The sequence below is a fragment of the Mesorhizobium delmotii genome, assembly GCF_900149755.1.
GTDB lineage: Bacteria > Pseudomonadota > Alphaproteobacteria > Rhizobiales > Rhizobiaceae > Mesorhizobium > Mesorhizobium delmotii.
This window is the reverse complement of record NZ_FUIG01000026.1, coordinates 327,876-351,686: the sequence shown is the minus strand read 5'-3', so window position 1 is coordinate 351,686 and position 23,811 is coordinate 327,876. Positions and strand designations below refer to the sequence as shown.

Below are 23,811 nucleotides of genomic sequence, written 5' to 3'. Positions count from 1 at the left end.
AACTTCGGAATCAGGACACTAGCCCCTTGTGGGAGAAGGTGGCCGAGCGAAGCTCGGTCGGATGAGGGGTATTGGCAGGATCGCTACGATGAAGGCGTAAGCAGCTCAAATCCCTTGATGTTTTCACGTCTTGCTTCCGCGCCGATCCACCTTCTCCCACAAGGGGAGAAGGCAAGAGCCCTACTCCGTCGGCTGGTCCGCCGGATACGGCGTGCGGACCAGGATCGCCAGGCCGACGCCGAGGAACAGCACGATTGCCGCCATGCCTAGCCGCGACGAGCCGCTGGCCAAGGTGATCGTGGCCACCATAAATGGCGCAGCAAAACTGGTCGCCCGCCCGGCCAGCGCATAGATGCCGAAATAGCGGCCTGATTCGGCAGCTGTGACACTGCGCGCCATGTAGGAGCGCGACGATGCCTGCACCGGCCCGAAGGCAAGCCCGATCAGCAGACCGAAAAAGATGTAGGCTTTTTCGGCCGGTGTACCGAACAACCCGCCGCTATCGGCTCCGGGCATCATCCAGGCACCGAACAGCGTGTAGCCCGGCCCGGTCGAGACGATGCCGATCGTGGCAATGCTGAGCAGGACAAGCGAAATCATCACTATGGTCTTGGAGCCGAGCGCCACGTCGAGGCGCGCGGCAACCAGGCAGCCGACGATGGCGACGACGTTGAGGATGATGCCGAACAGGCCGATCTCGGTGATCGACCAGTGGAACATCGCCGCCGCAAAGGCACCGCCCAGCGCAAGCAGCGCATTGACGCCATCCTGATAGATCATGCGGGCGACGAGAAAGCGGAAGATACCGCTGCGCTGGCGTATTTCGCCCAGCGTCGATTTCAGTTCCGACAGCCCCTCGCGCACCGCTGGTCCAAGGGGAATGCCCTTGGCCGCATCCGGTGTGAAAAAGAACATTGGCAGGATGAACAGGAAATACCAGGCCGCTGAGAGGGGTCCCGTCGCCCGTGCGTCCTCGCCGAGTTTCGGATCGAGACCGAGGATCGGGTCGAGACCGACGATCGTCTTGCCGGTTTCCGACGAGCCGGCCATGAAGGCGACGACAAAGATCAGCGCGATCATGCCGCCGAGATAGCCAAGGCCCCAGGCCATGTTCGAGATTCGGCCAATTTCGCTCTTGGGCACCAGGCGCGGCATCATCGAATCGTTGAAGACGGTCGAGAATTCCGCCGCGACCGAGGCCAGCGAAAAGAACAGCACGACCAGGAAAATGTTCGAACCGGGAGCAGCGAACCATAGCAGGCAAAGACTGGTGATCTTGATCGCGGCGAAGAGCGCGATCCACGGTTTTCGTGGGCCGGTCTGGTCGGCGATCGAGCCGAGGACCGGCGACAGAACGGCGATGGCCAGCCCCGCCGCGGCGATGCCGTAACCCCATGCCGCCTGTCCAGTCTCCGGATCGCTCGCCATACGCGAGACGAAATAAGGGCCGAAGATGAAGGTGGTGATGACCGTGAAGAACGGCTGCGCCGCCCAGTCGAACAGCATCCATCCCCAGATGCCGCGTTCCGGCGCTCGCTGCACTGCTACCTCGGCCATATGCCCTCCCACGAACGGTGCCCCGAAGCGGGGAACCGTTTCGCTCTATAGCGCAGTTCCTGCCGGCAATCGCGAGCGATTCGGAAGACTTCTCACAGCGCTGTCAGGTCGCTGATCAGCCCCGATGCCACCGACAGCCGCGACACGGTGATGTCGCCGCCCTCGGTCAGCGCCTGCAGCCGCTCGCGGACGCGTCCGACCCTCTCGCCGCCGGCCTCCAGCCATGCCGTCACCGAATCCGCCGCCTCGGCATGGCTGATCAGCGCCGCCACGGCGATGCCGCGCCTGGCCGCGCCGATCGTGTCGGTGGCGCGGGAAAGAGCCAATTGATCGTAGTAGTCGGACGGCGCGATCGAGCGCGCCGCGTCCTCGACGCGCGGAATGCGGAAGGCATCGCTGACCGCGAAAAACGCCTTCGCGGCGACGACGATGTCGGCATTCGCGGTTCGGGCCGTCAGCGCGATGTCAGGGACGACGCTGATCACGTCGGTCAGCGCCAGCTGTTCGGCCAACCTTTCGGGCGCGCCGCCCTTGGCCAGACCATGCCGCCGCTCCTCGATCCGCTCGCGCGAGAAGGCCGGCAGCAGTGAAACCAGCTTCGGCTCCAGAGCCTTGCGTGCGTCCTGCAACTCGGCGATCCGTTGCCCGAGCGGAGCGGTGCCGGTATCGTTCTTGAGATACCAGCCGCTGGCCACATAGGTAACCCGGCTAATGGCCTGATAAAGGTCGAGCTGCACCTGCCCGTCGATCCGGTTGTCCAGCGCGTCGATCTGGCGATAGAGCGCCGGCAACCCGAAGCCGTCGCGCACCACGGCGAAGGTCCGGACCACGTCGGCCGCACTTCGGCCGGTGGCTTCCTGAAGCCTGTTGACGAAGGATGGGCCGCCGCGATTGACCAGATCGTTGGCGACGACACGGGCGATGATTTCGCGGCGCAGGCGATGGCCATGGATCTCGGCCGCGTATTTCTTCGCCATGCGGTCCGGAAAATAGCCCATCAGGTCACGGTCGAAATGCGGATCGTCCGGCACGTCGCTGGCGACGATGTCGGAAAACAGCTCGATCTTGGCATAGGCCAACAGCACGCCGAGCTCGGCCCTGGTCAACGGCTCGCCGCGCGCCTCGCGCTCGGCAAGGGCTGCCGGCGACGGCAGAGCCTCGACATTGCGATCGAGCAGGCCGCGCGCCTCGAGCGCGGCCATGAAACGGCTCTGATGGGCGATGTCGGCAAGGCCGCGCTTGCGGGCCAGGGATAACGCCAGCGTCTGCTCGTAATTGTTGGACAGCACCAGCGCGCTCACCTCGTCGGTCATCTCGGCAAGAAGCTTGTTGCGCGCTGGGCGGGTCAGCGCCCCTTTGCGCATGGCGGAAGCCAGCGCGATCTTGATGTTGACCTCGACGTCCGAGCAGTTCACGCCGCCCGAATTGTCGATGGCGTCGGAATTGCAGCGGCCGCCATTCAGCCCAAACTCGATGCGGGCCAGCTGCGTCACGCCGAGATTGGCGCCTTCGCCGATGACCTTGGCGCGCACTTCGAGCGCGGTCACCCGAACAGCATCGTTGGCGCGATCGCCGACATCCTGGTTGGTTTCTGTCGATGCCCTGAGATACGTGCCGATGCCGCCGAACCATAAAAGGTCGACCGGCGCTTTGAGGATGGCGCTCATGATCTCGACCGGCGAGGCGGTCGTCTTGCCGAGGCCGATCGCCGCCGCTGCGGCCGGCGGCAGCGTGATCGACTTCTGGCTGCGCGAGACGATGACGCCGCCTTCGGACAGTTTTGTCTTGTCGTAGTCCTGCCAGCTCGAACGTGCGAGGGCGAACATGCGTCGGCGCTCGGCCATCGAGGCCGCCATGTCGGGGGCGGGATCGATGAAGATGTCGCGATGGTCGAAGGCGGCGATCAGCCGGGTCTGCTCGGACAGGAGCATGCCGTTGCCGAACACGTCGCCCGACATGTCGCCGACGCCGACGACGGTGAAGGGCGCGGTCTGGATATCGCGGTTCATCTCGCGGAAATGCCGCTTGACCGCTTCCCAGGCGCCCTTGGCGGTGATGCCCATCTTCTTATGGTCGTAGCCGGCCGAGCCGCCGCTGGCGAAGGCGTCGTCGAGCCAGAAGCCATGTTTCTCGCTGATGGCATTGGCGGTGTCGGAGAAGGTCGCCGTACCTTTGTCGGCGGCGACGACGAAATAGGGATCGTCCTGGTCGCGCCTGATCACACCGGCTGGCGGGATGACGCCGTCCAGGCCGATATTGTCGGTGATCGACAACAGGCTGGAGACGTAGTTCTTGTAGGCGGACGCGCCGGCTTCGAAGATGGCGTCGCGCCCGGCGCCCATCGGCAGCTTCTTCGGATAAAAACCGCCCTTGGCGCCAACCGGCACGATTACCGCATTCTTGACCTGCTGCGCCTTGACCAGGCCGAGCACCTCAGTGCGGTAGTCCTGGGCGCGGTCCGACCAACGCAGGCCGCCGCGGGCGACCGGGCCGAAGCGCAGATGCACGCCCTCGACCTCGGAACCATAGACGAAGATCTCCCGCCACGGCCGCGGCGCCGGCAGGCCGTCGACCGCCTGCGAGTCGAGCTTGATCGCCAGCGACTGGCCCTTCTCCTTCGTATCGGCAACGAAATGATTGGTGCGTAGCGAGGCCTCGATCAGGTTGAGGTAGCGACGGATGATGGTGTCGTCATCGATGTTGGGAACCTCTTCCAACGCATCCCTGATCTTGGCCTTGAGGTGCTTGGCCGCGACTAACCCTTCCGTCTCCGCCATCGGCCCGAGGCGGGCGACGAACAGCTCATGCAGGCCACGCGCGATCTCCGGATAGCGGTTGAGTGCGGCGGCAATGAAATCCTGGCTCTGCGGGATCCCGGCCTGCTGCAGATAGCGGCCATAGGCGCGCAGGATGGTGACCTCGCTCGACCACAGGCCGGCGGTCTGGGCAAGGCCGTTATAGCCGTCATTGTCGATGTCGCCGCGCCAGACGGAAAGGAACGCGTCCTCGAACAGCGCGCCGCGGTCGCCGAGGTCGATCGGCTTGCCGTAGCTGTTTTCGAGCTCCATGTCGTGGATGAAGACCATGCCGGAAGCCTCGTCGCCGACCTCGAAGGTGCGCTCGCTGATCACGCGGAACCCGATGTTCTCCAGCACCGGCACCCGCCGCGACAGCGCCACCGGGCTGCCATGGTGATAGATCTTCAGCGCCGCCTGATGCGGCTCCTGGTTGGCATGACGGTAGTAGTCGATGGCGATCGGGTTGGCCGCGCTGATCTTGGCGATGCGCCCGGCATCGGCCAACGCCTCCGCCGGCGAGAAGCTGTCGCGATAGCTTCCCGAGAAGCGCGAGGCGATCGCCGTGAGCGCCGCATCGGCGCCGGTCTCGGCCGCCGTCTCGCGCAGAATGTCGTCCCAGGTCCGCACGATGGCGCGGATCGCTGCCTCGATCGTCGCCTGGTCGACCTTCGGCGTCCTGCCGCCGGAACGCCCGATGATGAAATGGACGCGCGCCAGTCCGCCTTCCGGAAAGGCGGGGTAGTAGGCCGAAAGCCGGCCTTGGAACACCGTCTTCAGATAGGTGCCGATCTTCTCGCGTACGACGCTGTCATAGCGGTCGCGCGGCACGAAGACGAGGATCGAGACGAAGCGGTCGAACTGATCGGCGCGCACCAGCGCTCTGACGCGCGGCCGCTCGATCAGCCCCAAAATGGCTTCGGCGTGCTTGCGCAGGATCGGCACCGGAACCTGGAACAGCTCGTCGCGCGGATAGCTCTCCAGCACGTTGATCAGTGCCTTGCCGGAGTGATCTTCAGGGTTGAAACCGGATTTGGCGATGATGGTTTCGGCTTTCGACCTGAGATAAGGGATCTTCATCACCGAGCGCGTGTAGGCAGTCGAGGTGAACAGGCCGACAATGCGCAGTTCGCCGGCAAGCACGCCCTTGGCGGTGTAGGTCTTTACGCCGATGTAATCGAGATAGATGCGGCGATGCACGGTCGATTTGGCGTTGGCCTTGGTGACGATCAGCGGTTCCGGCCCGTGCAGGAAGGCGCGGATTTCCGGCGTCGTCGACACCGCTTCGGTGCCGCGCCGCAGCACCAGCACGTCCGGATCGGAGAGGATGCCGAGGCCGGGCTTTTCGGTGCGCTCCAGCATGCCGCTCTTCTCGCCGCCGGTATATTTGAACTCACGCATGCCGAGGAAGGTGAAGTTGTCGTCGCGCAGCCATTCTAGGAAGGCGATCGCCTCAGCGACGTGGGCCTTGTCGAGCGGCACCGGAGCGTAGCGGAATTCGGAGATTGCCTGGTCGAGGCGGGCCAGCATCGGCTTCCAGTCGGTGACAGCGGCGCGCACCTGGCCTAATATTTTCTTCAACCGCTCGGCCAATGCGTCGGCCTGATCGGCCGAAAGACGGGCGATATGGACGTGGATAACGCTCAGCCGCTCATGACTGTGATCGCCCTTGGCAAAGCCGCCATCGCCGAGGATTTCGTCGACGCCGCTCTTGCCGTGCCTGACGACGATGACCGGGTGGGTGACCAGCAGCGGTTCGCCGGCGCTCTCGGTGACCTCGCCGAGGACGGAATCGAACAGGAACGGCATGTTGTCGTTGACAACGGTGATCACGGTCATCGGCCTGCCTTGGCGGACGACACCGGAATCGACGTCTATGGCGACGAGGCAATCGCCCTTCTTATGCCTGGCGACGGCGCGTCCGGCGAGATCGGCGGCGCGTTCGAGGGCGGTGACCTCATAGGCGGCGACATCTTCGGCCGGCGCTCGGGCCAGCAGATAATCGGCAAGCCTGCCGGGTTTCTCGCTGCCTTTGGCCGTGCTTATCTTTTTCAACTGGCTTGCAGATTTCAGGCCGGCCATGTCGCTAATCCCTCCCGTCATATGTTTTGCGACTATGGTAGCAGATGACCGATATTTGGCGACAAAGGTTTGACCGCTTGCGACGAAATGTCGGGATTCGCCGGTGGGTCAACGAAAATGAGGAGAAAATCCGCCATGAAAGACAGGATCACCGCACTTGACCTCGCGCCCGCGGAACTGAGCGAAGCGACGAAGGCCTATTTCGCCAAATGCGAGGAGAAGCTCGGCCTCGTTCCCAATGTGCTTTTGGCCTACGCTTTCGACGAGACGAAGCTGCGTGCCTTCACCGATATGTACAACGATTTGATGCTGGGCCAATCCGGCCTGTCGAAGCTGGAGCGCGAGATGATCGCGGTCGCCGTCTCCTCCATCAATCATTGCTATTATTGCCTCGCCGCCCATGGCGCGGCGGTGCGCCAGCTTTCCGGCGACCCGGCCTTTGGCGAGATGATGGTGATGAACTTCCGCGCCGCCGACCTTTCCGCGAGACAGAAGGCGATGCTTGAATTCGCGGTGAAGCTGACCGAGCAGCCGGACAAGATCGCCGAGGCCGATCGTGCAGCGCTGCGTGAGGCCTGCTTTTCGGATCGCGACATCTGGGACATCGCCTCGACCGCCGCCTTCTTCAACATGTCGAACCGGGTGGCGGCGGCGGTCGACATGCGGCCGAACGATGAATACCACGCGATGGCGAGGTGAGGTTCGGCCCAACCGAACCTTATATTAACCTTGTATTAGCTATTGCGCATTCTCGTTGCTTGTTTGCCGGTTTGGTCCGATGATCGTCCTGCGGCGTGACCGCATGCAGGTTCGACGCCGCTGATCAACGGAGGAGAACATGGCGAAATTTCTCTATGTGTATCATGGCTCGGGCAAGATGCCGACCGACGAGGCCGAACGGAAGGCAGCGATGGATGCCTGGAACGGTTGGTACGGCAAGCTTGGCTCGGCCGTGGTCGACGGCGGCAATCCGGTCGGCATGTCGAAGACCGTGCTGCCCGGCGGCAAGGTCGAGAACAATGGCGGCAGCAATCCGACCGCCGGTTACACGATCGTCGAAGCGAAAGATATCGACGATGCCGTCGATAAGGCCAAGGACTGTCCTATCCTGAAGGACCCGGGTTTCAGCGTCGAGATCGCGCCGATCATCGAGATGATGTGACGCTCAGGACCGCGCCGCGATCGCCGCCGCGGCGCCGGCCATGGTGCCGGCGCTGACACGGTTGGCGATCTTCATCGCCCGCTTGCTCTTCAGCAGTTTTCGCGCCTGCGCTGCCGCGAGCACCCAGGCGAGAGTGATGGTGACCAGAACCACGGCCATGGTCAGCGTCAGTTCGATCCAGCCGACGACCGTCACCGAGGCGAGATCGATGATGGTCGGCAGCAGCGCCAGGTAGAACATCATGATCTTGGGATTGCCGAGCGTCACCGCCATGCCGGCAAAGAACAGTTTGACGGCCGACTCCTCGCGCGGCATCTCGCCCTCGCGCGCCTCGACCGGAGCGGTCCACATCTTCCAGGCGAGGTAGGCGAGATAGGCGACGCCGACCCATTTCAGCACGACGAAGGCGAGATGGAAGGTCTGCGCCACCACCGCCAGGCCGAATACCGCCAGCGACAGCCAGATGCCCTCGCCGATCCACATGGCGAGCAGGAACGGAAACACGTCGCGAAAGCCCTTTGCGATGACCCGCGCCACCAGAGCGGCAATCGATGGGCCGGGCGAGCCGGCGGCGACGAAAAGGGCGGCGGCGAAGATGAGGAGAGAAGTGAGGTGCATGACCAGGATCTTTGCTTGGGACGTAGACCGCTCGATGTTAGCCGAACTGCCGCCGCAGCGGTAGCACCGATGATAGAGGGGCTTGTCGGCCCGCCGCGTCGCGGCTAGAAGGTTGGCCCGCCACAATTTCGAGCTTCACTTTGCCTACGTAATCGCCGGTCTCGTCAACTCCCCCGACACAATGCATGGCGCCGCATTCGCAGCGTCTGTTTCATATCATGTGTTCCTCAGGGTGGCGGTTCGAGACCGGTTTGGCACTGCTGAACCGCTGTCGCGCGCAGTCACCCGCGACACCTGATTTCCGACCACCGCAGCCTCTCGCCACGCCGTGCCCGCATGGGCATCTCGACATCGCCGATCTGACGAACTTCCCGACGGGAAGGCCTTTTCGCATGTCTTCGATACTGCGTATGCGCTGGACGATCGCACCCAAAACCGCACCTCGACCTCTGAATAACTGCAATCGCTGCGGCGGCCTGAAGGCGTACCACAGCAGCGGGAAATTCCGCGTCAACGCCAACGGCAAACGCATCGACGCGTGGCTGATCTACCGATGCATCGATTGCGACAATTCCTGGAATTTCGGCATTCTGGAGCGGTGCAACCGCCGCGAGATCGAGCCGGCGCAGCTGCAGGCGCTCGAAAGCAACGATCCGGCCCTGGCGCGTCGCCATGCCTCGATGTTGTCGCGCTGCGAAGCAGGGTCGGACGCGTCGAGGTATTTCCCGAAGCCGCCGTCCACAAGGAGATGCTCGGCGACAGGCCGGAAAACATCGCCGCTATCGAGCTCCAGCTCGGGCTCGAGGTGCCGACAGCGCTGCGGCTCGACCGGTTGCTTGCCAGCCAACTCGGCATCTCGCGATCGCGGCTTCAGGCCTGGGAAGAGAAGCGATTGCTGGTCGTTGGTCCGGACTGGGCCAAGGCGTTGCGCAAGCCAGCTCGAGCGGGAACGGCGATCCGCATCGATCTGGCCGGCGAATCCGATCGCGAGGCCGTTATCTCGGCTGCCGGCGGGTAAACTAAAAGGGAGGGAGCACGCGCGTGCTGCCTCCCTCATAACCGCTGAGAAGAAAAGGCTTACGCCGCGCCGACCACTTTCGCCGACTTCTCAAAACGCTTGCGCTCGTTCGGGTCGAGGTAGAGCTTGCGCAGGCGGATGGTCTTCGGCGTCACCTCGACCAGCTCGTCGTCCTGGATCCAGGCCAGCGCGCGTTCCAGCGTCATGCGGATCGGCGGCGTCAGCTTCACCGCCTCATCCTTGCCGGCGGCGCGGATGTTGGTCAGCTTCTTGCCCTTCAGCACGTTCACTTCGAGGTCGTTGTCGCGTGAATGGATGCCGATGATCATGCCCTGATAGACCTTGACGCCCGGATCGATGACCATCGGACCGCGATCTTCCAGGTTCCACATGGCATAAGCCACCGATTCACCCTGTTCGTTGGAGATCAGCACGCCATTGGTGCGGCCTGGCAGCTCACCCTTATAGGGTTCATAGGCATGGAACAGCCGGTTCATGACAGCGGTGCCGCGCGTGTCGGTCAACAGTTCCGACTGGTAGCCGATCAGGCCGCGCGTCGGCGCGTGGAAAACGATGCGCTGGCGGTTGCCGCCCGACGGGCGCAATTCGACCATCTCGGCCTTGCGCTCCGACATCTTCTGCACGACGACACCGGCATGCTCCTCGTCGACGTCGATAACGACTTCCTCGACCGGCTCCAGCAATTCGCCGTTGTCGCCCTGCTGCATGACGACCCGCGGACGCGACACGGCGATCTCAAAACCTTCGCGGCGCATCGTCTCGATCAGAACGGCAAGCTGCAATTCGCCGCGGCCGGAGACGAAGAACGAGTCCTTGTCCGGCGATTCCTCGATCTTCAGCGCGACATTGCCTTCGGCCTCGCGCAGCAGGCGGTCGCGAATGACGCGGCTGGTCACCTTGTCGCCCTCGGTGCCGGCCAGCGGGCTATCGTTGACGAGGAACGACATCGTCACGGTCGGCGGATCGATCGGCTGCGCATGCAGCGGCTCGGTCACCGACGGGTCGCAGAACGTATCGGCAACGGTGCCCTTCGACAGGCCGGCGATGGCGACGATGTCGCCCGCCTGCGCTTCGTCGATCGGCTGGCGCTCAAGCCCGCGGAAAGCCAGGATCTTCGAAATACGGCCGGTTTCGACCTGGGTGCCGTCATGATGCAGCACCTTGACCGCCTGGTTGGATTTCAGCGTACCGGATTCGATGCGGCCGGTGATGATGCGGCCGAGGAACGGGTTGGCCTCGAGGATGGTGCCGATCATGCGGAACGGGCCGGGATGGACGGTCGGTGCCGGCACATGCTTGATGACGAGGTCGAACAGCGGCGCCAGACCCTGATCCTTCGGACCTTCGGGGTTTTCCGAGACCCAGCCGTCGCGGCCCGAGCCGTAAAGGATCGGGAAGTCGAGCTGCTCGTCGGTCGCGTCGAGCGCTGCAAACAGGTCGAACACTTCGTTGACCACCTCGACGTGGCGGGCGTCCGGCCGGTCGATCTTGTTGATGACGACGATCGGCTTCAATCCGACCTTGAGCGCCTTGCCGACGACGAATTTGGTCTGTGGCATTGGCCCTTCGGCGGCGTCGACCAGCACGATGGCCGAATCCACCATCGACAGGATGCGCTCGACTTCACCGCCGAAATCGGCGTGGCCGGGGGTGTCGACGATGTTGATGCGGGTGTCCTTCCAGTCGACCGAGGTCGCCTTGGCCAGGATGGTGATGCCGCGTTCCTTTTCCAAGTCGTTCGAATCCATGGCGCGTTCGGCAACGCGCTGGTTGTCGCGGAACGAGCCGGACTGTTTCAGGAGTTGGTCGACGAGGGTGGTTTTTCCATGGTCGACGTGCGCGATGATCGCGATATTACGAATTTTCATGTTGTGGTCTCGGGAGCGTTGCAGGCAGCAGGCCAAAAGGCGCTGCCTCTTTCGGTTGGGCGGCTCATACAGGGTTTTTCGCAATTGCGAAAGAGGAGGCGTGCCACCAAATATATGGTCACCAAATCTTAAGCGTCTTGGTGTGAAATGGAATTATTAACCAAAGCGGAACCTTTCGCGGTCGGGACAGTTCGAATTTCATGAGCAATACGGGCAGCAGATACCGGCCAATCCTCGCATGGGCGGCCTTCGCCGTTCTCCTCGCGGCGGGCGCGGCACAGTCGGCCGCGACCCTCAAGGAAGCGCCCCCTGCCCTGCCGTCCGATACGCGTTCGGCGGAGCAGTTGTTTGCCGATGCGCCCGATGGCGTCGACCCGGTGGTGACCGGGCCGGTCAGCGCCGCCTTCAAGCAGAGGCAGGAGGCTGCCAACTGCGACAGCGCTGTTTGGCCCGAAATTCCGACCGTTTGCTATCCTGACTGACGACTGCCGACGGCGGTCGTCATCCCGAGATACCGTTCCGCTGCGATCCTTCACGCCCCTCTGCCCTGCCGGGCATCTCCCCCACGAGGGGGGAGATCGGTCGTCGCCGCCGCTTTCGCCAACCTCCAACGTTGCAGGCGCGAGCGGAGCGCCCAAGCTGCCAATCTCCCCCCGTGTGGGGGAGATGTCCGGCAGGACAGAGGGGGGCGCTGTCCCGCCTGCGTTTTGGCCATTATTGAAGCCAGCCCCTCACGCCGACTGCACCGGGTCGAGCGTGACCTTGTAGAGTTCATTGTCGTCGCGATCCATCAGCCGCACCGTCATCTGTTCAGTGGCGCCGTCGATGTCGACGAGGCCGAAGAACTGCAGGCCGGCCGAGGGCGGCAGGTTCTGCCCCTGCTCGGCGGTTGGCGCCTTGATGAATTTCAGCTCCGGGCCGAAGGTCATGTCGAAATCATTGGGTCCATACGTGCCGGCATGGAGCGGACCCGAAACGAATTCCCAGAACGGATTGAAGTCCTGGAACTGCGCCCTATCAGGATTGTAGTAATGCGCCGCCGTGTAGTGCACGTCGGCGGTCAGCCAGACGGTGTTGGTGATACCGGCATTCTTTATATAGCGAAGGAGGTCGGCAATTTCCAACTCGCGACCCTTGCCCGGACCATTGTCGCCATTGCTGATGGCCTCGGCGCCGGCCTTCTTGGTGGCGTCGTTCCAGACGACGAGACCGAGCGGCATATCGGCGGCGATGATTTTCCAGGTCGCGTTGGAGGTTGCCAGTTCGCGCTTCAGCCACTTCGTCTGCTGTTCGCCGAGAATGCGCGATTGCGGCGTCACCGTATCCTGCATGCCGGGGCCGTTGGCGCCGCGATAGGAACGCATGTCTAGGAAGAACACGTCGAGCAGCGGCCCGTAGGCGATCTTGCGATAGACGCGGCCCGGTTCCGACGGCTCGTAGCGGATCGTCGTCATCTCGTGGAAGGCGCGTGCCGCGCGTGCCGCCAGCACATGGATGTTTTTTTCCGAGTAGCGGTCGTCGGCGCTCAGGTCCTTCGAATCCGACCAGTTGTTGACCACCTCGTGGTCGTCCCACTGGTAGAAGGTCGGGCAGATGGCGTTGAGACCCAGCACATGTCCGTCCATCAAGTTGTATTTCCACTGGCCGCGGTACTCGTCCAGGGTCTCGGCAACCTTGCGCTTTTCGTCGATGAGGACGTTGTTCCTCCACTTGCTGCCATTGGTAAGGTCGACCTCGTCCTTCATCGCGCCGTCGGCATAGATGGTGTCGCCGGAATGCAGGAAGAAGTCGGGCGTATGCTTGCCGATCGTGGCATAGGTCTTCATGCCGGTGTCGTCGATGCCCCAGCCCTGGCCGGCGGTATCGCCCGACCAGGCGAAACGAATGTCGCGCTTCGAGGCCGGCGCCGTGCGGAAGCGGCCGACGATCGGCTCGGAGACGGCGTTGATGTCGGCGAGATCGGCCGCGATCATGCGGTAGAAGATGTCCTGGTCGGAGGCGAGGTCGGTGAGCAGCCGCTTTACCGTGTAATCACTGGCCGGCGACGTGTCGAGCGGCGCAAGGCGCAAGGCATTGGCGAAATTTTCCGTCGACGACACTTCGAACATGACGCGCGAAGGGCGGTCGGTGCGGGTCCACACCACGCCGCTGGTTGCGTCGACATCGCCCGACTGGATGCCATGGGTGAAGGCGGGCCGCTGATTGGCGCGCGAATAATAGGGAAGCGCGAGGCCCGATACGCCGACGAGGCCGGCGGCGCTCACGGACGTGACGAAGGCGCGCCGGGTCATCGAAATCTTGTTCATGGCTGTCTCCTGGATGGCGTTGAACGGCGCCGCCAAGGTCCAGCCTCAATGTTTCAGGCACATCTCGAAACTATGAAGGTTTTCTGACGATCAACAGGCTGGCGAATCTCCCCCCTCGAGGGGGAGATGTCGCCGAAGGCGACAGAGGGGGTCGTCTCGCGTGGAGCGCCGACCTCCTGTGTCTGCGATAAGGGGCCGAGCCCGGTCGGACCGACCCCCTCTGGCCGCTTCGCGGCCATCTCCCCCTCAAGGGGGGAGATTAGCGCTCAGCCGTCACCGCTCAAGCCGCCTGCGGTTCCGGCTCAAAGGCCGGACGGCTGGTGTTGATCAACAGCGAGATGCAGGCTGCGGCTATTGCCGTCATGCCGGCGATGAGGAAGGCAACCTCGTAATTGCCCTGCAATTCACGCATGGTGCCGCCGAAGAAAGCGGCCGCCGCCGCACCCACCTGATGGCCGGCGACGATCCAGCCGAAGACGATCGGCCCGCTGCGGTCGCCGAACGCCTCGTTCGACAGCCTGAGCGTCGGCGGCACGGTGGCGATCCAATCCAGTCCGTAGAGCACGGCGAAGATGATCAGGCTGGTCGACGAAAAGCCGGAATAAGGCAGGTAGATCAGCGACAGGCCGCGGATGCCATAATAGACGCCGAGCAGCTTGCGCGGATCGAAACGGTCGGTGAGCCAGCCCGACAGCGTCGTGCCGATCAGGTCGAAGATGCCCATCAACGACAGCAGGCCGGCAGCTTGCACTTGGCCGATACCCATGTCGCCGCAAAACGCGATCAGGTGCGTGCCGACCAGTCCGTTGGTGGTGAAGCCGCAGATGAAGAAGGTGGCGAACAGATACCAGAACACGCGGGTGCCGGCGGCACGGCGCAGCGTGCTGAGCGTATGCGTGAGGAAATTGCCCTGCGAGGCCGGCGGAACCGGCGGCACGTCATCGGCGTCCGCACCATAGCGCACCATGCCGATCGAGGCCGGACGCTCCGGCACCAGCAGATAGACCAGCGGCACCAGGCAGGCAGTGGCGATCGCAATGGCGATGGCGACCGGCTTCCAGCCGCCCAACTGGGCGAGCGCGGCGAGCAGCGGCAGGAACACCAGCAGGCCGGTGGCGGCGGAGGCCGACATCAGTCCCATCACCAGGCCGCGATTGGTCTTGAACCAGCGATTGACGATGGTGGCGCCGAGCACCGTGGCGACCGCGCCGGAACCGACGCCCGAGAATACGCCCCAGGTGAGAAGCAGGTGCCAGGGCTCGGTCATCAACAGGCTGAGCGCCGTCGAGCCCGACATCACCACCAGCGACGCCAGCAGCGTGCGGCGCAGCCCGATCCGTTCCATCAGTGCCGCGGCAAACGGCCCGGTCAGGCCGTAGAGGAAGATGCCGATGGCCGCGGCGAGCGAGACGACGTCGCGCCGCCAGCCGAAACTCTCCTCCAGCGGCAGCATCATGACGGCCGGCGCCGACCGCAGGCCCGCCGCGATCAGCAGGCAGAGGAAAATGACGGCGACCACGACGAAAGCGTAGCGCTGGCCAAACGGGCGGGATTGGACTATCATGTTACTGACCGGTACGTTGCGATGCGCCGAGGTATACGTACCGATCGGTAACATTGTCAAGCAGGCAACACCGTGTCGAGAATCAAAAGCATTGAACCAGCGATCAAAGCGGATGAAGTAGCCCCGCCGCGCGCCGGCGAAAAAATCCTTCGCGTTGCCCGCGACCTGTTCTACCGGCAAGGCATCAGGGCGATCGGCGTCGACGAGATCGTGCGGCGCGCCGGCGTCACCAAGCCCAGCCTCTATCGCAGCTTTCCCTCCAAGGACGAATTGGCCGCCTCCTATCTCCGGCAATACGACCTGGAGTTCTGGGAGCGCTTCGACGCGGCGGTGGCTGCCCATCCCGGCGATCCGCGCGCGCAGATTGCCGCCTTCCTGACCCGCATCGGCAAGCGCACGCAAAAACCCGACTATCGCGGCTGCGGCATGACCAATGCGGCCGTCGAATATCCCGAGCACGGCCATCCGGCCCGCCTGGTGAGCGAGGCCAACAAGCAGGAATTGCGACGACGCCTGCGCGCCATGGCGGCGGCAATGGGTGCCGGCGACGCCGACACTCTGGGCGACGGGCTGCTGCTTCTCATCGAGGGCGCCTATATCAGCGGCCAGCTGTTCGGTGCCGGCGGACCGGCGAAGTCTGTGGCCCGCAACGCCGACCTGCTGATCGAAGCGAGCTTGAAGAAGTAGACCTCTTGCGGTCCATTCCGGCCGGAAGCAGTATGGCTGTCACGCTCGCACTCTGTTGATAATTGCCGGTACCGACTTGAACCCTGCTAGGATGTTTTTAGACGACCTCGAAAAGATGTTCCTGCTTCACTACCTGAGGCAGGGGCGGTCGGGTTTAATTGGCGAGCAAGAGAAGAAAGACATTGGGGCGATCCTTAGCCTGAATGAGTATAAGGTCAAGGAAGCCGTACTGCGCAGGGTTGCCTTCTTGATACTCATCTCGTCGATTGCGATGTATTTCGTCGGCAAAACGCCAAGCTCCAGCACAACGGCAAGTATACTGACCACGTTGATATCCGCATTCACTTTGGTATTTTTATACTTGGATGCCGCGGTTCCCGTAGTCCTGTTTGCGGCCAGCGCGTCGCTACTGGCAATTTGCTGGATGGACTACCAAACGTTCGTTATGGCCACCTGGTTTTCTGCGTTGTATGGGCTGTATTTTTTTGCGAGGCTTAGATTCAGGTAGCTGGCCAGAGGGGATTTCCGCCGTGCGTGTTTCTTTGATCCCGCTTGCCCTCGCTGGCCTCTGCCAGGCCGCTCAGGCCGGCGATATTTCCAGCGCCTACACCGATCTCGACTGGAAGAAGGACTGCGTGACCTACGCGCAGGCGGAGGAGGGCGAAGGCGACTGGGCCAGTCTTGCCTGTTCGGGCTATCGCGGCTACCCGGTGCTGATCGCCTACGACGATGCCCGGGAATCGCTATTCTATGGTTTTCCGCCCAGCGATATGACCGCGGTCTGGGAAAGTTTTGTCGGGCTCAATTCGGCTGCACCCAGACTCGAGTGGCGCATCGAGACGAATGGCGATCTGGCCATTCCTTTCGCGGTCATCCACCGTCGTTCGGTCAGCAATCCCGAGGCGGAGAACAAACCGACCGACGTGCTGATCGTCGCCAAGGTCGCCCAACCGGAAACCTATGAAGGCTGCACCGTCGGCCTGGTGCTGGCCACCGGCAACCCCAGCGCCAACGACCAGGCCCGCAGGCTCGCCGACGAGAAGGCGCGGACCTTTGCCTGTGGCAAGGACAAGCGCGTGGTTATCGGCAACGCGCCCGCTTTCGGCCGCGTCGATAACTGACTTCGTCATCCTGGGGCGGAGCAAGGAGCGCAGCGACGCAGCGCAGACCCCTGGATCCATGCCGTGACGTCAAAGCGCCGCAACGGTGCAGAATTCTGGTCCGCTGCGCACTTCGGTTGATGTCACGGAATGGATCCCAGGGACTGCGCTCCGCTTCGCGTCGCTCCGCCCAGGGATGACGAAGCTGAGGGGCTTCGGCCAACCTCAATCGTTGCGACAACCCATTCGGTCAACTTCAGGAGTTTCGGCTACTTGCTTGCCTTGGCCCGTTCGATCGCCTCGACGATCATCTTCTTGGCGTAGGCGGCATCGTGCCAGCCCTCGATCTTGACCCATTTGCCGGGTTCGAGATCCTTGTAGTGCTCGAAGAAATGCTGCACCTGCTGGCGGGTGATGTCGGGCAGGTGCGTGTATTCGGTGACGTTCTCGTAGCGCAGCGTCAGCTTGGGCGAAGGCACTGCGATGATCTTTTCGTCCAGACCAGAATTGTCCTCCATCACCAGCACGCCGATCGGCCGCACATTGATGACGCAGCCCGGCACCAGCGCGCGCGTGTTGCAGACCAGCACGTCGATCGGGTCGCCGTCACCCGACAGCGTGTGCGGCACGAAGCCGTAATTGCCGGGATAGCGCATCGAGGTGTGCAGGAAGCGGTCGACGAACAGCGTGCCGGCCTCCTTATCCATTTCGTACTTGATCGGCTCGCCGCCGATCGGCACCTCGATGATGACGTTGATGTCCTCCGGCGGGTTCTTTCCGATGGCGATGGCTTCGATACGCATGGCTTTTGTCCCTCTTTCGATTGGAGACCGATAGCGGGCAGCGGCGCATGGTGCAATGCGGCGAATGGTACTGAAAGCAGCTGAGGGTGTTAGCGAAAGGCGTGTCGAGCCGTCATTCCCAGACGAAGGCGACCTTCTTCAGAGCCTTCTGCTCGAAGATCTCGACGCCCTCGGCGACGTCGCGGCCGCCGGCGCCGGCATAGAAGGTGAGCGCGCTCTGGTTGTCCTCCAACGCCCACACCACCATGCCTTTCAGGCCGTGGTCTGCCAGTCGCGCCCGTGCGGCCGAGAATAGCCGGCTGCCGAGCCCGATGCCCTGATATTCCGGGCGCACGTAAAGTTCGTAGATCTCGCCCTGCTGCTTGAGCTCGCGGGCGCGGTTCTTGCCGATCGTGGCGTAGCCGGCGACCTTGCCGCCGATCTCGACGACCAGAACGGTGGCGGCACGACGGATGGCGTTCGCCCACCAGTCGACGCCGCGGCGGTTGATCATCGACGTCAGTGTCCGATGCGGGATGATGCCGGAGTAGGCGCCGCGCCAAGCCAGCAGGTGCACGTCGGCGATGGCGCTTGCGTCGCGCGGCTCGGCTTTCCTGATGTCGATGCTCAGCGTCTTCATGATTGGTTAACCATAAACCCGCATCGCCCGATTGCAAGAGTCCGGTCAGCGGCTCCCAAGCTTTCGCACAGACGATAGACGTGCCGTTGAGTGCTGAAGGAAGCCGTTCGTAACGACTCAGATTTCGACCAGATGGTCGTCCAGCTCGTTGACGTCGCCGGTAGAAACCGGGAAATGCTCGGCCAGCACCGCACCCGTCGCTTCGATCGCCTTGATGAAGCCGTCGGCGAGACGATCGTCGCGGGCATGCGCGGTAAGGTCGCGGACGACGCCGTCCCAGACATCCTGGCCGACACGGCTGTCGATGCCGCTGTCGGCGATCACTTCGGCGTAGTGCTCGGCAATCGAAACGAAAACCAGCACGCCGGTGCGCGCCGTCGTGCGGTGGACGTTGCGGGCGAGGAACTGCTTTATCGCATTGGCATGCGCGGCCTGGTAGCGCAGCCGTCTCGGCACCAGATGGATGCGCAAGGCGGGCAGCGCCCACAACAGGACAAGTACCGAGGCCATCGCCAGAAGCTGCGCGATGACGAAATGCGGCACGCGGATCGACAGCCACCATGCTTCCAGCCCGTAGCTGACGGCGAGGCTGACGACGAGCATGGCCAGCGTCGCCATGAAGGCCGCCGGAAAGAAATAGCCGTCGCTGGCATAGGCGACCACGCAGTAGATTTCGCCATCGGTCTTTGATTCGGCGGTGCGGATCGCCTTGGCGATGCGGTCATGGTCCCCGGGGCTGATCGGTCGTGTTGCCATGTTGTGTCTCACCAGCTTCCTGAAGAACCGCCACCACCGGACGAGCCGCCGCCGCCCGAAAACCCGCCGCCACCGCCCGACGACCAGCCGCCTCCAGAACGGCCCGACGACCAGCCGCTGCCAGTCCCGGATGTCCAGACGCCGCCCGAGGAGGCGGAACCCGACCTTTGGCCACAGCGACCCGACCTTTGACCATAACGAAATGTCATGCCCAGCCATTTATACACGCCAGGCGACAGCTTAATGCCGAAGATCGGCGGCAGGAACGCCATCGCCAGACCGCCTAAAAACAGCGTCGCCCACACGATGATGAACAGCGCGACGATGGGATCGACGGCATTGCTTTCGGCCGGATTGCGGGTCCCGCGCGCTTCCAGTTCTTCAGGGCTGCCTTCCAGCACCATGACCATGTCGTCAACGGCCTTGGCTATGCCGCCGGAGAAGTCGCCGGCGCGGAAGGCCGGCACTATGTCGTTTTCGATGATCAGCTTGGTGTGGAGATCGGTCAGCGTGCCTTCCAGCCCGTAGCCGACCTCGATGCGCATTTTGCGATCGTCCTTGGCGACCAGCAAAAGCACACCGTTGTCCTCGCCGGCCTGGCCGAGCTTCCAGGCGCGGAACAGCCGGTTGGCATAAGGATCGATCTCCTCGCCGTCGAGGCTATTGATTGTCGCGACGACGATCTGGTCAGAGCCCTTGGCCTCGAAATCGGCGAGCTTCCGGGTCAGCGCCGCCTCGGTCGCGGCATCGATGATACCGGCATTGTCGACAACCCGCCCGGTCAGGGCAGGCAATTCGGCGGCGAGAGCGGTGAAGCCGACCAGCAGCAGCACCGCCATGGCCGCCAAGGCAGCGCCGATCAGCGCGGCGAAACGGCCGGAAGCTGGTGAACTGATGACACGTCGTGTCATGCCGTCACCAGCTTCCCGATGAGCCGCCGCCGCCGGACGAGCCACCGCCGCCGGAAAAGCCGCCACCGCCTGAGGACCAGCCTCCCCCACCGGAACTTCCCGACCAGCCGCCAGATGATCGCCGACCCGGCTCGAAAGTCATGCCCAGCCAGCGATAGCGGCCGGGGCCGAGTTTCCGGCCGAAGATCGGCGGCAGGATGGAGGCGGCGATGCTGCCGAAGAAGATGATCGCCCAGATGCTTATGAAGATCGCAAAGAACAGATCGTCGGTGTTGAATGGCGGCTGCTGGTTGCGTTCGCCGCGTGCTTCCAGTTCTTCAGGATTGCCCTCCAGCACCATGACCATGTCGTCGACGGCCTTGGCTATGCCGCCGGAGAAGTCGCCGGCGCGGAAGGCTGGCACCATGTCGTTTTCGATGATCAGCTTGGTGTGCAGGTCGGTCAGTGTGCCTTCCAGCCCGTAGCCGACCTCGATGCGCATCTTGCGGTCGTTGTTGGCGACCAGCAAAAGCACGCCATTGTCCTCGCCGGCCTGGCCGAGCTTCCAGGCGCCAAACAGACGATTGGCGTAGGGCTCGATCTCCTCGCCGTCGAGGCTATTGATTGTCGCGACGACGATCTGGTCCGAGCTCTTGGCTTCGAAATCGGCAAGCTTCCGGGTCAGCGCCGCCTCGGTCGCGGCATCGATGATACCGGCATTGTCGACAACCCGCCCGGTCAGAACAGGCAATTCGGCGGCAAGGGCGGTGAGCTGAAGGAAGAGAAGGCTTAGGACGATGAACAGGAATGCCAGGCTGGCTTTCCTTCGCGCCCCCCTCTGTCCTGCCCTCTTTGCCACCACTTGGCATCTCCCCCACTTGGGGGGAGATTGGATGTCATTCCTGCTTTCGCCAATCTCCAACGTTGCAAGATTGGCGACGGGGTCGAAGCTGCCAATCTCCCCCCTCGTGGGGGAGATGTCCGGCAGGACAGAGGGGGGCGCGACGGAGTGCAAGGCCAATAGGGACCACGCTCACCAGCTGTTCGTCACCCGCCCTGCTGCGTGCCGAAATCAACCTTCGGCGTCTGCATCTTGTCTTCCTCGATGGTGAAATTCGCGAACGGCTGATTGTCGCGGAACCACAGGGTCGCCCAAATCACCGACGGGAAGGTTCTCAGCGTCAGATTGTACTCCTGCACCGCCTGGATATAGTCGCGGCGGGCGACCGCGATGCGGTTTTCGGTGCCTTCGAGCTGCGCCTGCAGCGCCAGGAAATTCTGATTGGCCTTGAGGTCGGGATAATTCTCCACCACCGCCAGCAACCGCGACAGCGCGCTGGTCAGGCCGGCTTGACTGTCCTGGAATCTCTTGACCGCTTCCGGATCGCTCAGCGTGTCGGGCGTCACCGTCACCTGCGTCGCCTTGGCGCGCGCCTCGATCACGGCATCGAGCGTATCCTTCTCATGCGCCGCATAACCCTTGACCGTCTCGACCAGGTTGGGAATGAGATCGGCGCGGCGCTGGTACTGGTTCAGCACCTGGCTCCATGCGGCCTTGGCGTTTTCCTCCGCCGTCGGGATGGTGTTGTAGCCGCAGCCGGCCAGCAGCGGCAGCACGATCGCCATCATCAGCAAGGCAGGCAGATTGCGGAAGACGAAAGGGGAGGAAAGGGCAAGCATGGAAAGATCCCTCGATAAGACTGACAGGCGAAGCATTACCACAATCCGTGCGCGAGAACATGACCTCCGGGGGGACCTTACTGGTGCTTTATCATTCACTGCCAGGCCCTGTAATTGGCCGGGCGAACAGGTTAAAGTCGCCGTGAAAGCAGGGCATCGCCATGGCGGAACGCCAGGACAGCGACGACGAATCGCGCCGCATCATCGAGCGCGTGGCACGTGAAACCGACCCGGGCGGCACCTCGTTCATTGCGCGGACCGCGAAGGGCGCGCGCGATCACGTCACTGCTGCAGACGCCGACCAGTCGGACCCGATCGAATATTGGGGCACCCGCATTGGCCGGGCGCTGGGGTTCGTTATCGCCATTGGCCTGTTGATCTGGCTAGTGGTTTTCGTCAGCCAAAGTTAGGAACCTCGTGAGCACTGAAGAACACGACGCGCCGCGCGCGGTCATCGTCATTTCCAGCCATGTCGCGCGCGGCTCGGTCGGCAACCGCGCCGCGGTCTTTGCGCTGGAGACGCTGGGCTTTCCGGTGTGGGCGGTGCCGACCGTCATCCTGCCCTGGCATCCGGGCCATGGACGGGCGACACGCATCGTGCCGCCGCTCGATCAATTCAAGGCGCTGATGGCCGATCTCGAGCGCGCGCCATGGTTGGGCGAGGTCGGCGCGGTGCTGTCCGGCTATCTCGGCGAAGGCGGCCAGGCCGACGCCGTGGCCTCGCTGGTCGGCGCGGTCAAGGCGAAGACGCCGGACGCCGTCTATATCTGCGATCCGGTGTTGGGCGATTCGGGCGGGCTCTTTGTGCCTGAGGCGACCGCCATCGCCATGCGCGACCGGCTGATGCCGATCGCCGACATCGCCACGCCCAATCGCTACGAGCTGGAATGGATGGCGGAAGCGCCGCTGCCCGACCTGAAAGCGGTGATGGCGGCCGCCCTTGATGCCGGGCCGTCGACCATGCTGGTCACTTCCGCGCCGGCGATGATGGCCGGCGGCACCGGCAATCTGCTGCTCGACGGCAACCAGGCGCTGCTCGCCGAACATCGCCTCATCGAAAAGCCGCCCAATGGCCTCGGCGACCTGACGGCGGCCGTCTATCTGGCACGCATCCTGTCCGGCCAGCCGCCGATCAAGGCACTGCAATCGACCACGGCGGCGGTCTACGAGATACTGGCGCGCACCGCCAAGCGCGGCGGCGACGAATTGCAGCTCGAAACCGACGCACAGAGCCTGTCGCACCCGATGGCGATGGTGCAGCTTCGCCATCTCCTGCATCCAGGACGGGACAAAAGAGCGTGACTTTCGTCGGCGTCGACGGCTGCAAGGCCGGCTGGATCGCCGTTCGCCGCGATCCGGGCGCAGCGCCCTCGGTAGCCGTCTTTCCCAGCTTCGCAGCACTGCTCGACGCATTGCCGGCCGATGCGACAGTCGCCGTCGACATGCCGATCGGCCTGCCCGATCTTTCGCAAAAGGGCGGCCGTGGGCCCGAAGCGCTGGTGCGGCCGCTGCTTGGTAACAGGCAATCCAGCGTCTTCGCCATCCCCTCGCGTGCGGCGCTTTACGCGCACACAGATGGCTTCACCACGATCGAGGCCTGGTATGCCGCACATCGCCAGGCAAGCAAAGTTGCCAAGGCAACCTCGGATCCGCCGCGCGGCATCTCGATCCAAGCTTTTGGCATCTTTGCCAAGATCCGCGAGGTCGATGCCGTGCTGATCGCGCGTCCCGAACTGCGCAGCCGCGTCTTCGAATCACACCCGGAAGTCGCCTTCTGCCGGCTGAATGACGATCAGGCGATGCGCCTGCCGAAGAAGATCAAGGGCGCCGTCAACCCGGCCGGCATGGCGGAACGCAAGGCGCTGCTTTGCCGGCACGGTTATATCAGTGGCTTTCTCGACCGGACGCCGCCGCGAGGCGCTGCTGCCGACGACTTTCTCGACGCCGCAGCGATGATGCTGATCGCCGGCCGCATCGCCAGCGGCGAGGCAAGGCCGTTTCCGGATCCGCCGCTCGCCGACCGATTTGGCATCCCTGTCGCCATCTGGGCATGAATTTCTTCGTCCCGTCTATCGGCGAGACAATCGCATTGGGCGAAGGCCGCCTCATCCGGCCCTTTCGGGCCACCTTCTCCTCGCTGCGCTAGCGTGCACACACATTTGCGTCTTGGGGAGAAGGTGGCCGTAGCGAAGCGGAGGCCGGATGAGGGGGCCTTCCAGCATGGCAATTGCAGCCATCCGCGATTCGGCATTGCTCGCGACCGGCTTTTGCCGCTAGAGCCTTCC

21 protein-coding genes and 1 pseudogene are annotated in these 23,811 nt (G+C 63.4%); 10 read left to right on the top strand and 12 right to left on the bottom strand.

What is annotated here, in order from left to right:
* Positions 1-180: 180 nt before the first annotated feature.
* Together BQ8482_RS18425 and BQ8482_RS18420 are read right to left on the bottom strand one after the other, a co-directional pair.
* Entirely contained in the window at positions 181-1,557 is a 1,377-nt protein-coding gene (locus tag BQ8482_RS18425) for an MFS transporter (protein WP_123148919.1), read from the bottom strand.
* 92 nt (positions 1,558-1,649) lie between these two features.
* Positions 1,650-6,434, bottom strand: coding sequence for an NAD-glutamate dehydrogenase (locus tag BQ8482_RS18420; RefSeq protein WP_123148918.1), 4,785 nt, complete (start codon positions 6,432-6,434; stop codon positions 1,650-1,652).
* A gap of 135 nt (positions 6,435-6,569) precedes the next feature.
* Here BQ8482_RS18420 and BQ8482_RS18415 point away from each other — a divergent pair, with 135 nt between their 5' ends.
* On the top strand, positions 6,570-7,133 hold the full coding sequence (locus BQ8482_RS18415; RefSeq protein ID WP_123148917.1) for a peroxidase-related enzyme: 564 nt from the start codon (positions 6,570-6,572) through the stop codon (positions 7,131-7,133).
* A 139-nt stretch (positions 7,134-7,272) separates the two neighbouring features.
* Entirely contained in the window at positions 7,273-7,596 is a 324-nt protein-coding gene (locus BQ8482_RS18410) for a YciI family protein (RefSeq protein WP_123148916.1), read from the top strand.
* 3 nt (positions 7,597-7,599) lie between these two features.
* Here the strand turns inward: BQ8482_RS18410 and BQ8482_RS18405 are convergent, their stop codons facing one another.
* Positions 7,600-8,214, bottom strand: coding sequence for a LysE family translocator (locus BQ8482_RS18405; RefSeq protein WP_123148915.1), 615 nt, complete (start codon positions 8,212-8,214; stop codon positions 7,600-7,602).
* Positions 8,215-8,606: 392 nt separating this feature from the next.
* On the opposite strand from BQ8482_RS18405, the pseudogene BQ8482_RS18400 reads away from it, so the two are divergent.
* Positions 8,607-9,232: pseudogene (locus BQ8482_RS18400) on the top strand (DUF1062 domain-containing protein).
* A gap of 59 nt (positions 9,233-9,291) precedes the next feature.
* On the opposite strand, the gene typA reads toward BQ8482_RS18400, so the two are convergent.
* A complete protein-coding gene (typA, locus tag BQ8482_RS18395; RefSeq protein ID WP_095518070.1) occupies positions 9,292-11,121 on the bottom strand; it encodes a translational GTPase TypA in 1,830 nt (609 codons plus the stop codon).
* Positions 11,122-11,321: 200 nt separating this feature from the next.
* Here typA and BQ8482_RS18390 point away from each other — a divergent pair, with 200 nt between their 5' ends.
* Positions 11,322-11,603 carry a hypothetical protein gene (locus BQ8482_RS18390; protein WP_123148914.1) on the top strand — a complete coding sequence of 94 codons (282 nt, stop codon included), beginning with the start codon at positions 11,322-11,324 and terminating at the stop codon, positions 11,601-11,603.
* Positions 11,604-11,852: 249 nt separating this feature from the next.
* Here BQ8482_RS18390 and BQ8482_RS18380 read toward each other — a convergent pair whose 3' ends face one another.
* Both BQ8482_RS18380 and BQ8482_RS18375 read right to left on the bottom strand, forming a co-directional pair.
* Entirely contained in the window at positions 11,853-13,427 is a 1,575-nt protein-coding gene (locus tag BQ8482_RS18380; protein ID WP_123148953.1) for an alkaline phosphatase D family protein, read from the bottom strand.
* Positions 13,428-13,707: 280 nt separating this feature from the next.
* The gene (locus BQ8482_RS18375; RefSeq protein WP_123148913.1) at positions 13,708-14,991 is read right to left on the bottom strand and encodes an MFS transporter; all 1,284 of its coding nucleotides are present in this window, start codon (positions 14,989-14,991) and stop codon (positions 13,708-13,710) included.
* Between the two features lie 81 nt (positions 14,992-15,072).
* On the opposite strand from BQ8482_RS18375, the gene BQ8482_RS18370 reads away from it, so the two are divergent.
* From BQ8482_RS18370 to BQ8482_RS18360, 3 genes are all read left to right on the top strand, one after another.
* On the top strand, positions 15,073-15,678 hold the full coding sequence (locus BQ8482_RS18370) for a TetR/AcrR family transcriptional regulator (RefSeq protein WP_208867749.1): 606 nt from the start codon (positions 15,073-15,075) through the stop codon (positions 15,676-15,678).
* Positions 15,679-15,769: 91 nt separating this feature from the next.
* Complete coding sequence (locus BQ8482_RS18365; protein ID WP_123148911.1) at positions 15,770-16,186, top strand: hypothetical protein; 417 nt, start codon at positions 15,770-15,772, stop codon at positions 16,184-16,186.
* Between the two features lie 22 nt (positions 16,187-16,208).
* The gene (locus tag BQ8482_RS18360; RefSeq protein ID WP_123148910.1) at positions 16,209-16,799 is read left to right on the top strand and encodes a hypothetical protein; all 591 of its coding nucleotides are present in this window, start codon (positions 16,209-16,211) and stop codon (positions 16,797-16,799) included.
* A gap of 248 nt (positions 16,800-17,047) precedes the next feature.
* On the opposite strand, the gene ppa is transcribed toward BQ8482_RS18360, so the two are convergent.
* From ppa to BQ8482_RS18325, 6 genes are all read right to left on the bottom strand, one after another.
* Complete coding sequence (gene ppa, locus BQ8482_RS18355; protein ID WP_023800478.1) at positions 17,048-17,581, bottom strand: inorganic diphosphatase; 534 nt, start codon at positions 17,579-17,581, stop codon at positions 17,048-17,050.
* Positions 17,582-17,693: 112 nt separating this feature from the next.
* Positions 17,694-18,200 (bottom strand): GNAT family N-acetyltransferase, encoded by a 507-nt coding sequence (locus BQ8482_RS18350; protein ID WP_123148909.1) that lies wholly within the window; start codon positions 18,198-18,200, stop codon positions 17,694-17,696.
* Positions 18,201-18,317: 117 nt separating this feature from the next.
* On the bottom strand, positions 18,318-18,956 hold the full coding sequence (locus tag BQ8482_RS18345) for a TPM domain-containing protein (RefSeq protein ID WP_123148908.1): 639 nt from the start codon (positions 18,954-18,956) through the stop codon (positions 18,318-18,320).
* 8 nt (positions 18,957-18,964) lie between these two features.
* Positions 18,965-19,867 (bottom strand): TPM domain-containing protein, encoded by a 903-nt coding sequence (locus tag BQ8482_RS18340; RefSeq protein WP_123148907.1) that lies wholly within the window; start codon positions 19,865-19,867, stop codon positions 18,965-18,967.
* 4 nt (positions 19,868-19,871) lie between these two features.
* Entirely contained in the window at positions 19,872-20,708 is an 837-nt protein-coding gene (locus BQ8482_RS18335; protein ID WP_123148906.1) for a TPM domain-containing protein, read from the bottom strand.
* 185 nt (positions 20,709-20,893) lie between these two features.
* Entirely contained in the window at positions 20,894-21,526 is a 633-nt protein-coding gene (locus BQ8482_RS18325) for a LemA family protein (RefSeq protein ID WP_123148905.1), read from the bottom strand.
* 161 nt (positions 21,527-21,687) lie between these two features.
* On the opposite strand from BQ8482_RS18325, the gene BQ8482_RS18320 reads away from it, so the two are divergent.
* The 3 genes from BQ8482_RS18320 to BQ8482_RS18310 are packed head-to-tail and all read left to right on the top strand — an operon-like array spanning position 21,688 to position 23,580.
* On the top strand, positions 21,688-21,936 hold the full coding sequence (locus tag BQ8482_RS18320; protein ID WP_095495498.1) for a hypothetical protein: 249 nt from the start codon (positions 21,688-21,690) through the stop codon (positions 21,934-21,936).
* Between the two features lie 7 nt (positions 21,937-21,943).
* On the top strand, positions 21,944-22,828 hold the full coding sequence (pdxY, locus tag BQ8482_RS18315; protein WP_123148904.1) for a pyridoxal kinase PdxY: 885 nt from the start codon (positions 21,944-21,946) through the stop codon (positions 22,826-22,828).
* The gene (locus tag BQ8482_RS18310) at positions 22,825-23,580 is read left to right on the top strand and encodes a DUF429 domain-containing protein (protein WP_123148903.1); all 756 of its coding nucleotides are present in this window, start codon (positions 22,825-22,827) and stop codon (positions 23,578-23,580) included. The genes pdxY and BQ8482_RS18310 overlap by 4 nt, the downstream gene beginning before the upstream one ends.
* Positions 23,581-23,811: the final 231 nt, after the last annotated feature.

Coding starts and splice junctions, on each gene's coding strand:
- BQ8482_RS18320 (WP_095495498.1), top strand. CDS start 21,688: ATGGCGGAACGCCAGGACAGCGACGACGAATCGCGCCGCATCATCGAG.
- typA (WP_095518070.1), bottom strand. CDS start 11,121: ATGAAAATTCGTAATATCGCGATCATCGCGCACGTCGACCATGGAAAA.
- BQ8482_RS18415 (WP_123148917.1), top strand. CDS start 6,570: ATGAAAGACAGGATCACCGCACTTGACCTCGCGCCCGCGGAACTGAGC.
- BQ8482_RS18365 (WP_123148911.1), top strand. CDS start 15,770: ATGTTTTTAGACGACCTCGAAAAGATGTTCCTGCTTCACTACCTGAGG.
- BQ8482_RS18375 (WP_123148913.1), bottom strand. CDS start 14,991: ATGATAGTCCAATCCCGCCCGTTTGGCCAGCGCTACGCTTTCGTCGTG.
- BQ8482_RS18350 (WP_123148909.1), bottom strand. CDS start 18,200: ATGAAGACGCTGAGCATCGACATCAGGAAAGCCGAGCCGCGCGACGCA.
- BQ8482_RS18420 (WP_123148918.1), bottom strand. CDS start 6,434: ATGGCCGGCCTGAAATCTGCAAGCCAGTTGAAAAAGATAAGCACGGCC.
- BQ8482_RS18345 (WP_123148908.1), bottom strand. CDS start 18,956: ATGGCAACACGACCGATCAGCCCCGGGGACCATGACCGCATCGCCAAG.
- ppa (WP_023800478.1), bottom strand. CDS start 17,581: ATGCGTATCGAAGCCATCGCCATCGGAAAGAACCCGCCGGAGGACATC.
- BQ8482_RS18405 (WP_123148915.1), bottom strand. CDS start 8,214: ATGCACCTCACTTCTCTCCTCATCTTCGCCGCCGCCCTTTTCGTCGCC.
- BQ8482_RS18390 (WP_123148914.1), top strand. CDS start 11,322: ATGAGCAATACGGGCAGCAGATACCGGCCAATCCTCGCATGGGCGGCC.
- BQ8482_RS18380 (WP_123148953.1), bottom strand. CDS start 13,427: ATGAACAAGATTTCGATGACCCGGCGCGCCTTCGTCACGTCCGTGAGC.
- BQ8482_RS18325 (WP_123148905.1), bottom strand. CDS start 21,526: ATGCTTGCCCTTTCCTCCCCTTTCGTCTTCCGCAATCTGCCTGCCTTG.
- BQ8482_RS18340 (WP_123148907.1), bottom strand. CDS start 19,867: ATGACACGACGTGTCATCAGTTCACCAGCTTCCGGCCGTTTCGCCGCG.
- BQ8482_RS18425 (WP_123148919.1), bottom strand. CDS start 1,557: ATGGCCGAGGTAGCAGTGCAGCGAGCGCCGGAACGCGGCATCTGGGGA.
- BQ8482_RS18410 (WP_123148916.1), top strand. CDS start 7,273: ATGGCGAAATTTCTCTATGTGTATCATGGCTCGGGCAAGATGCCGACC.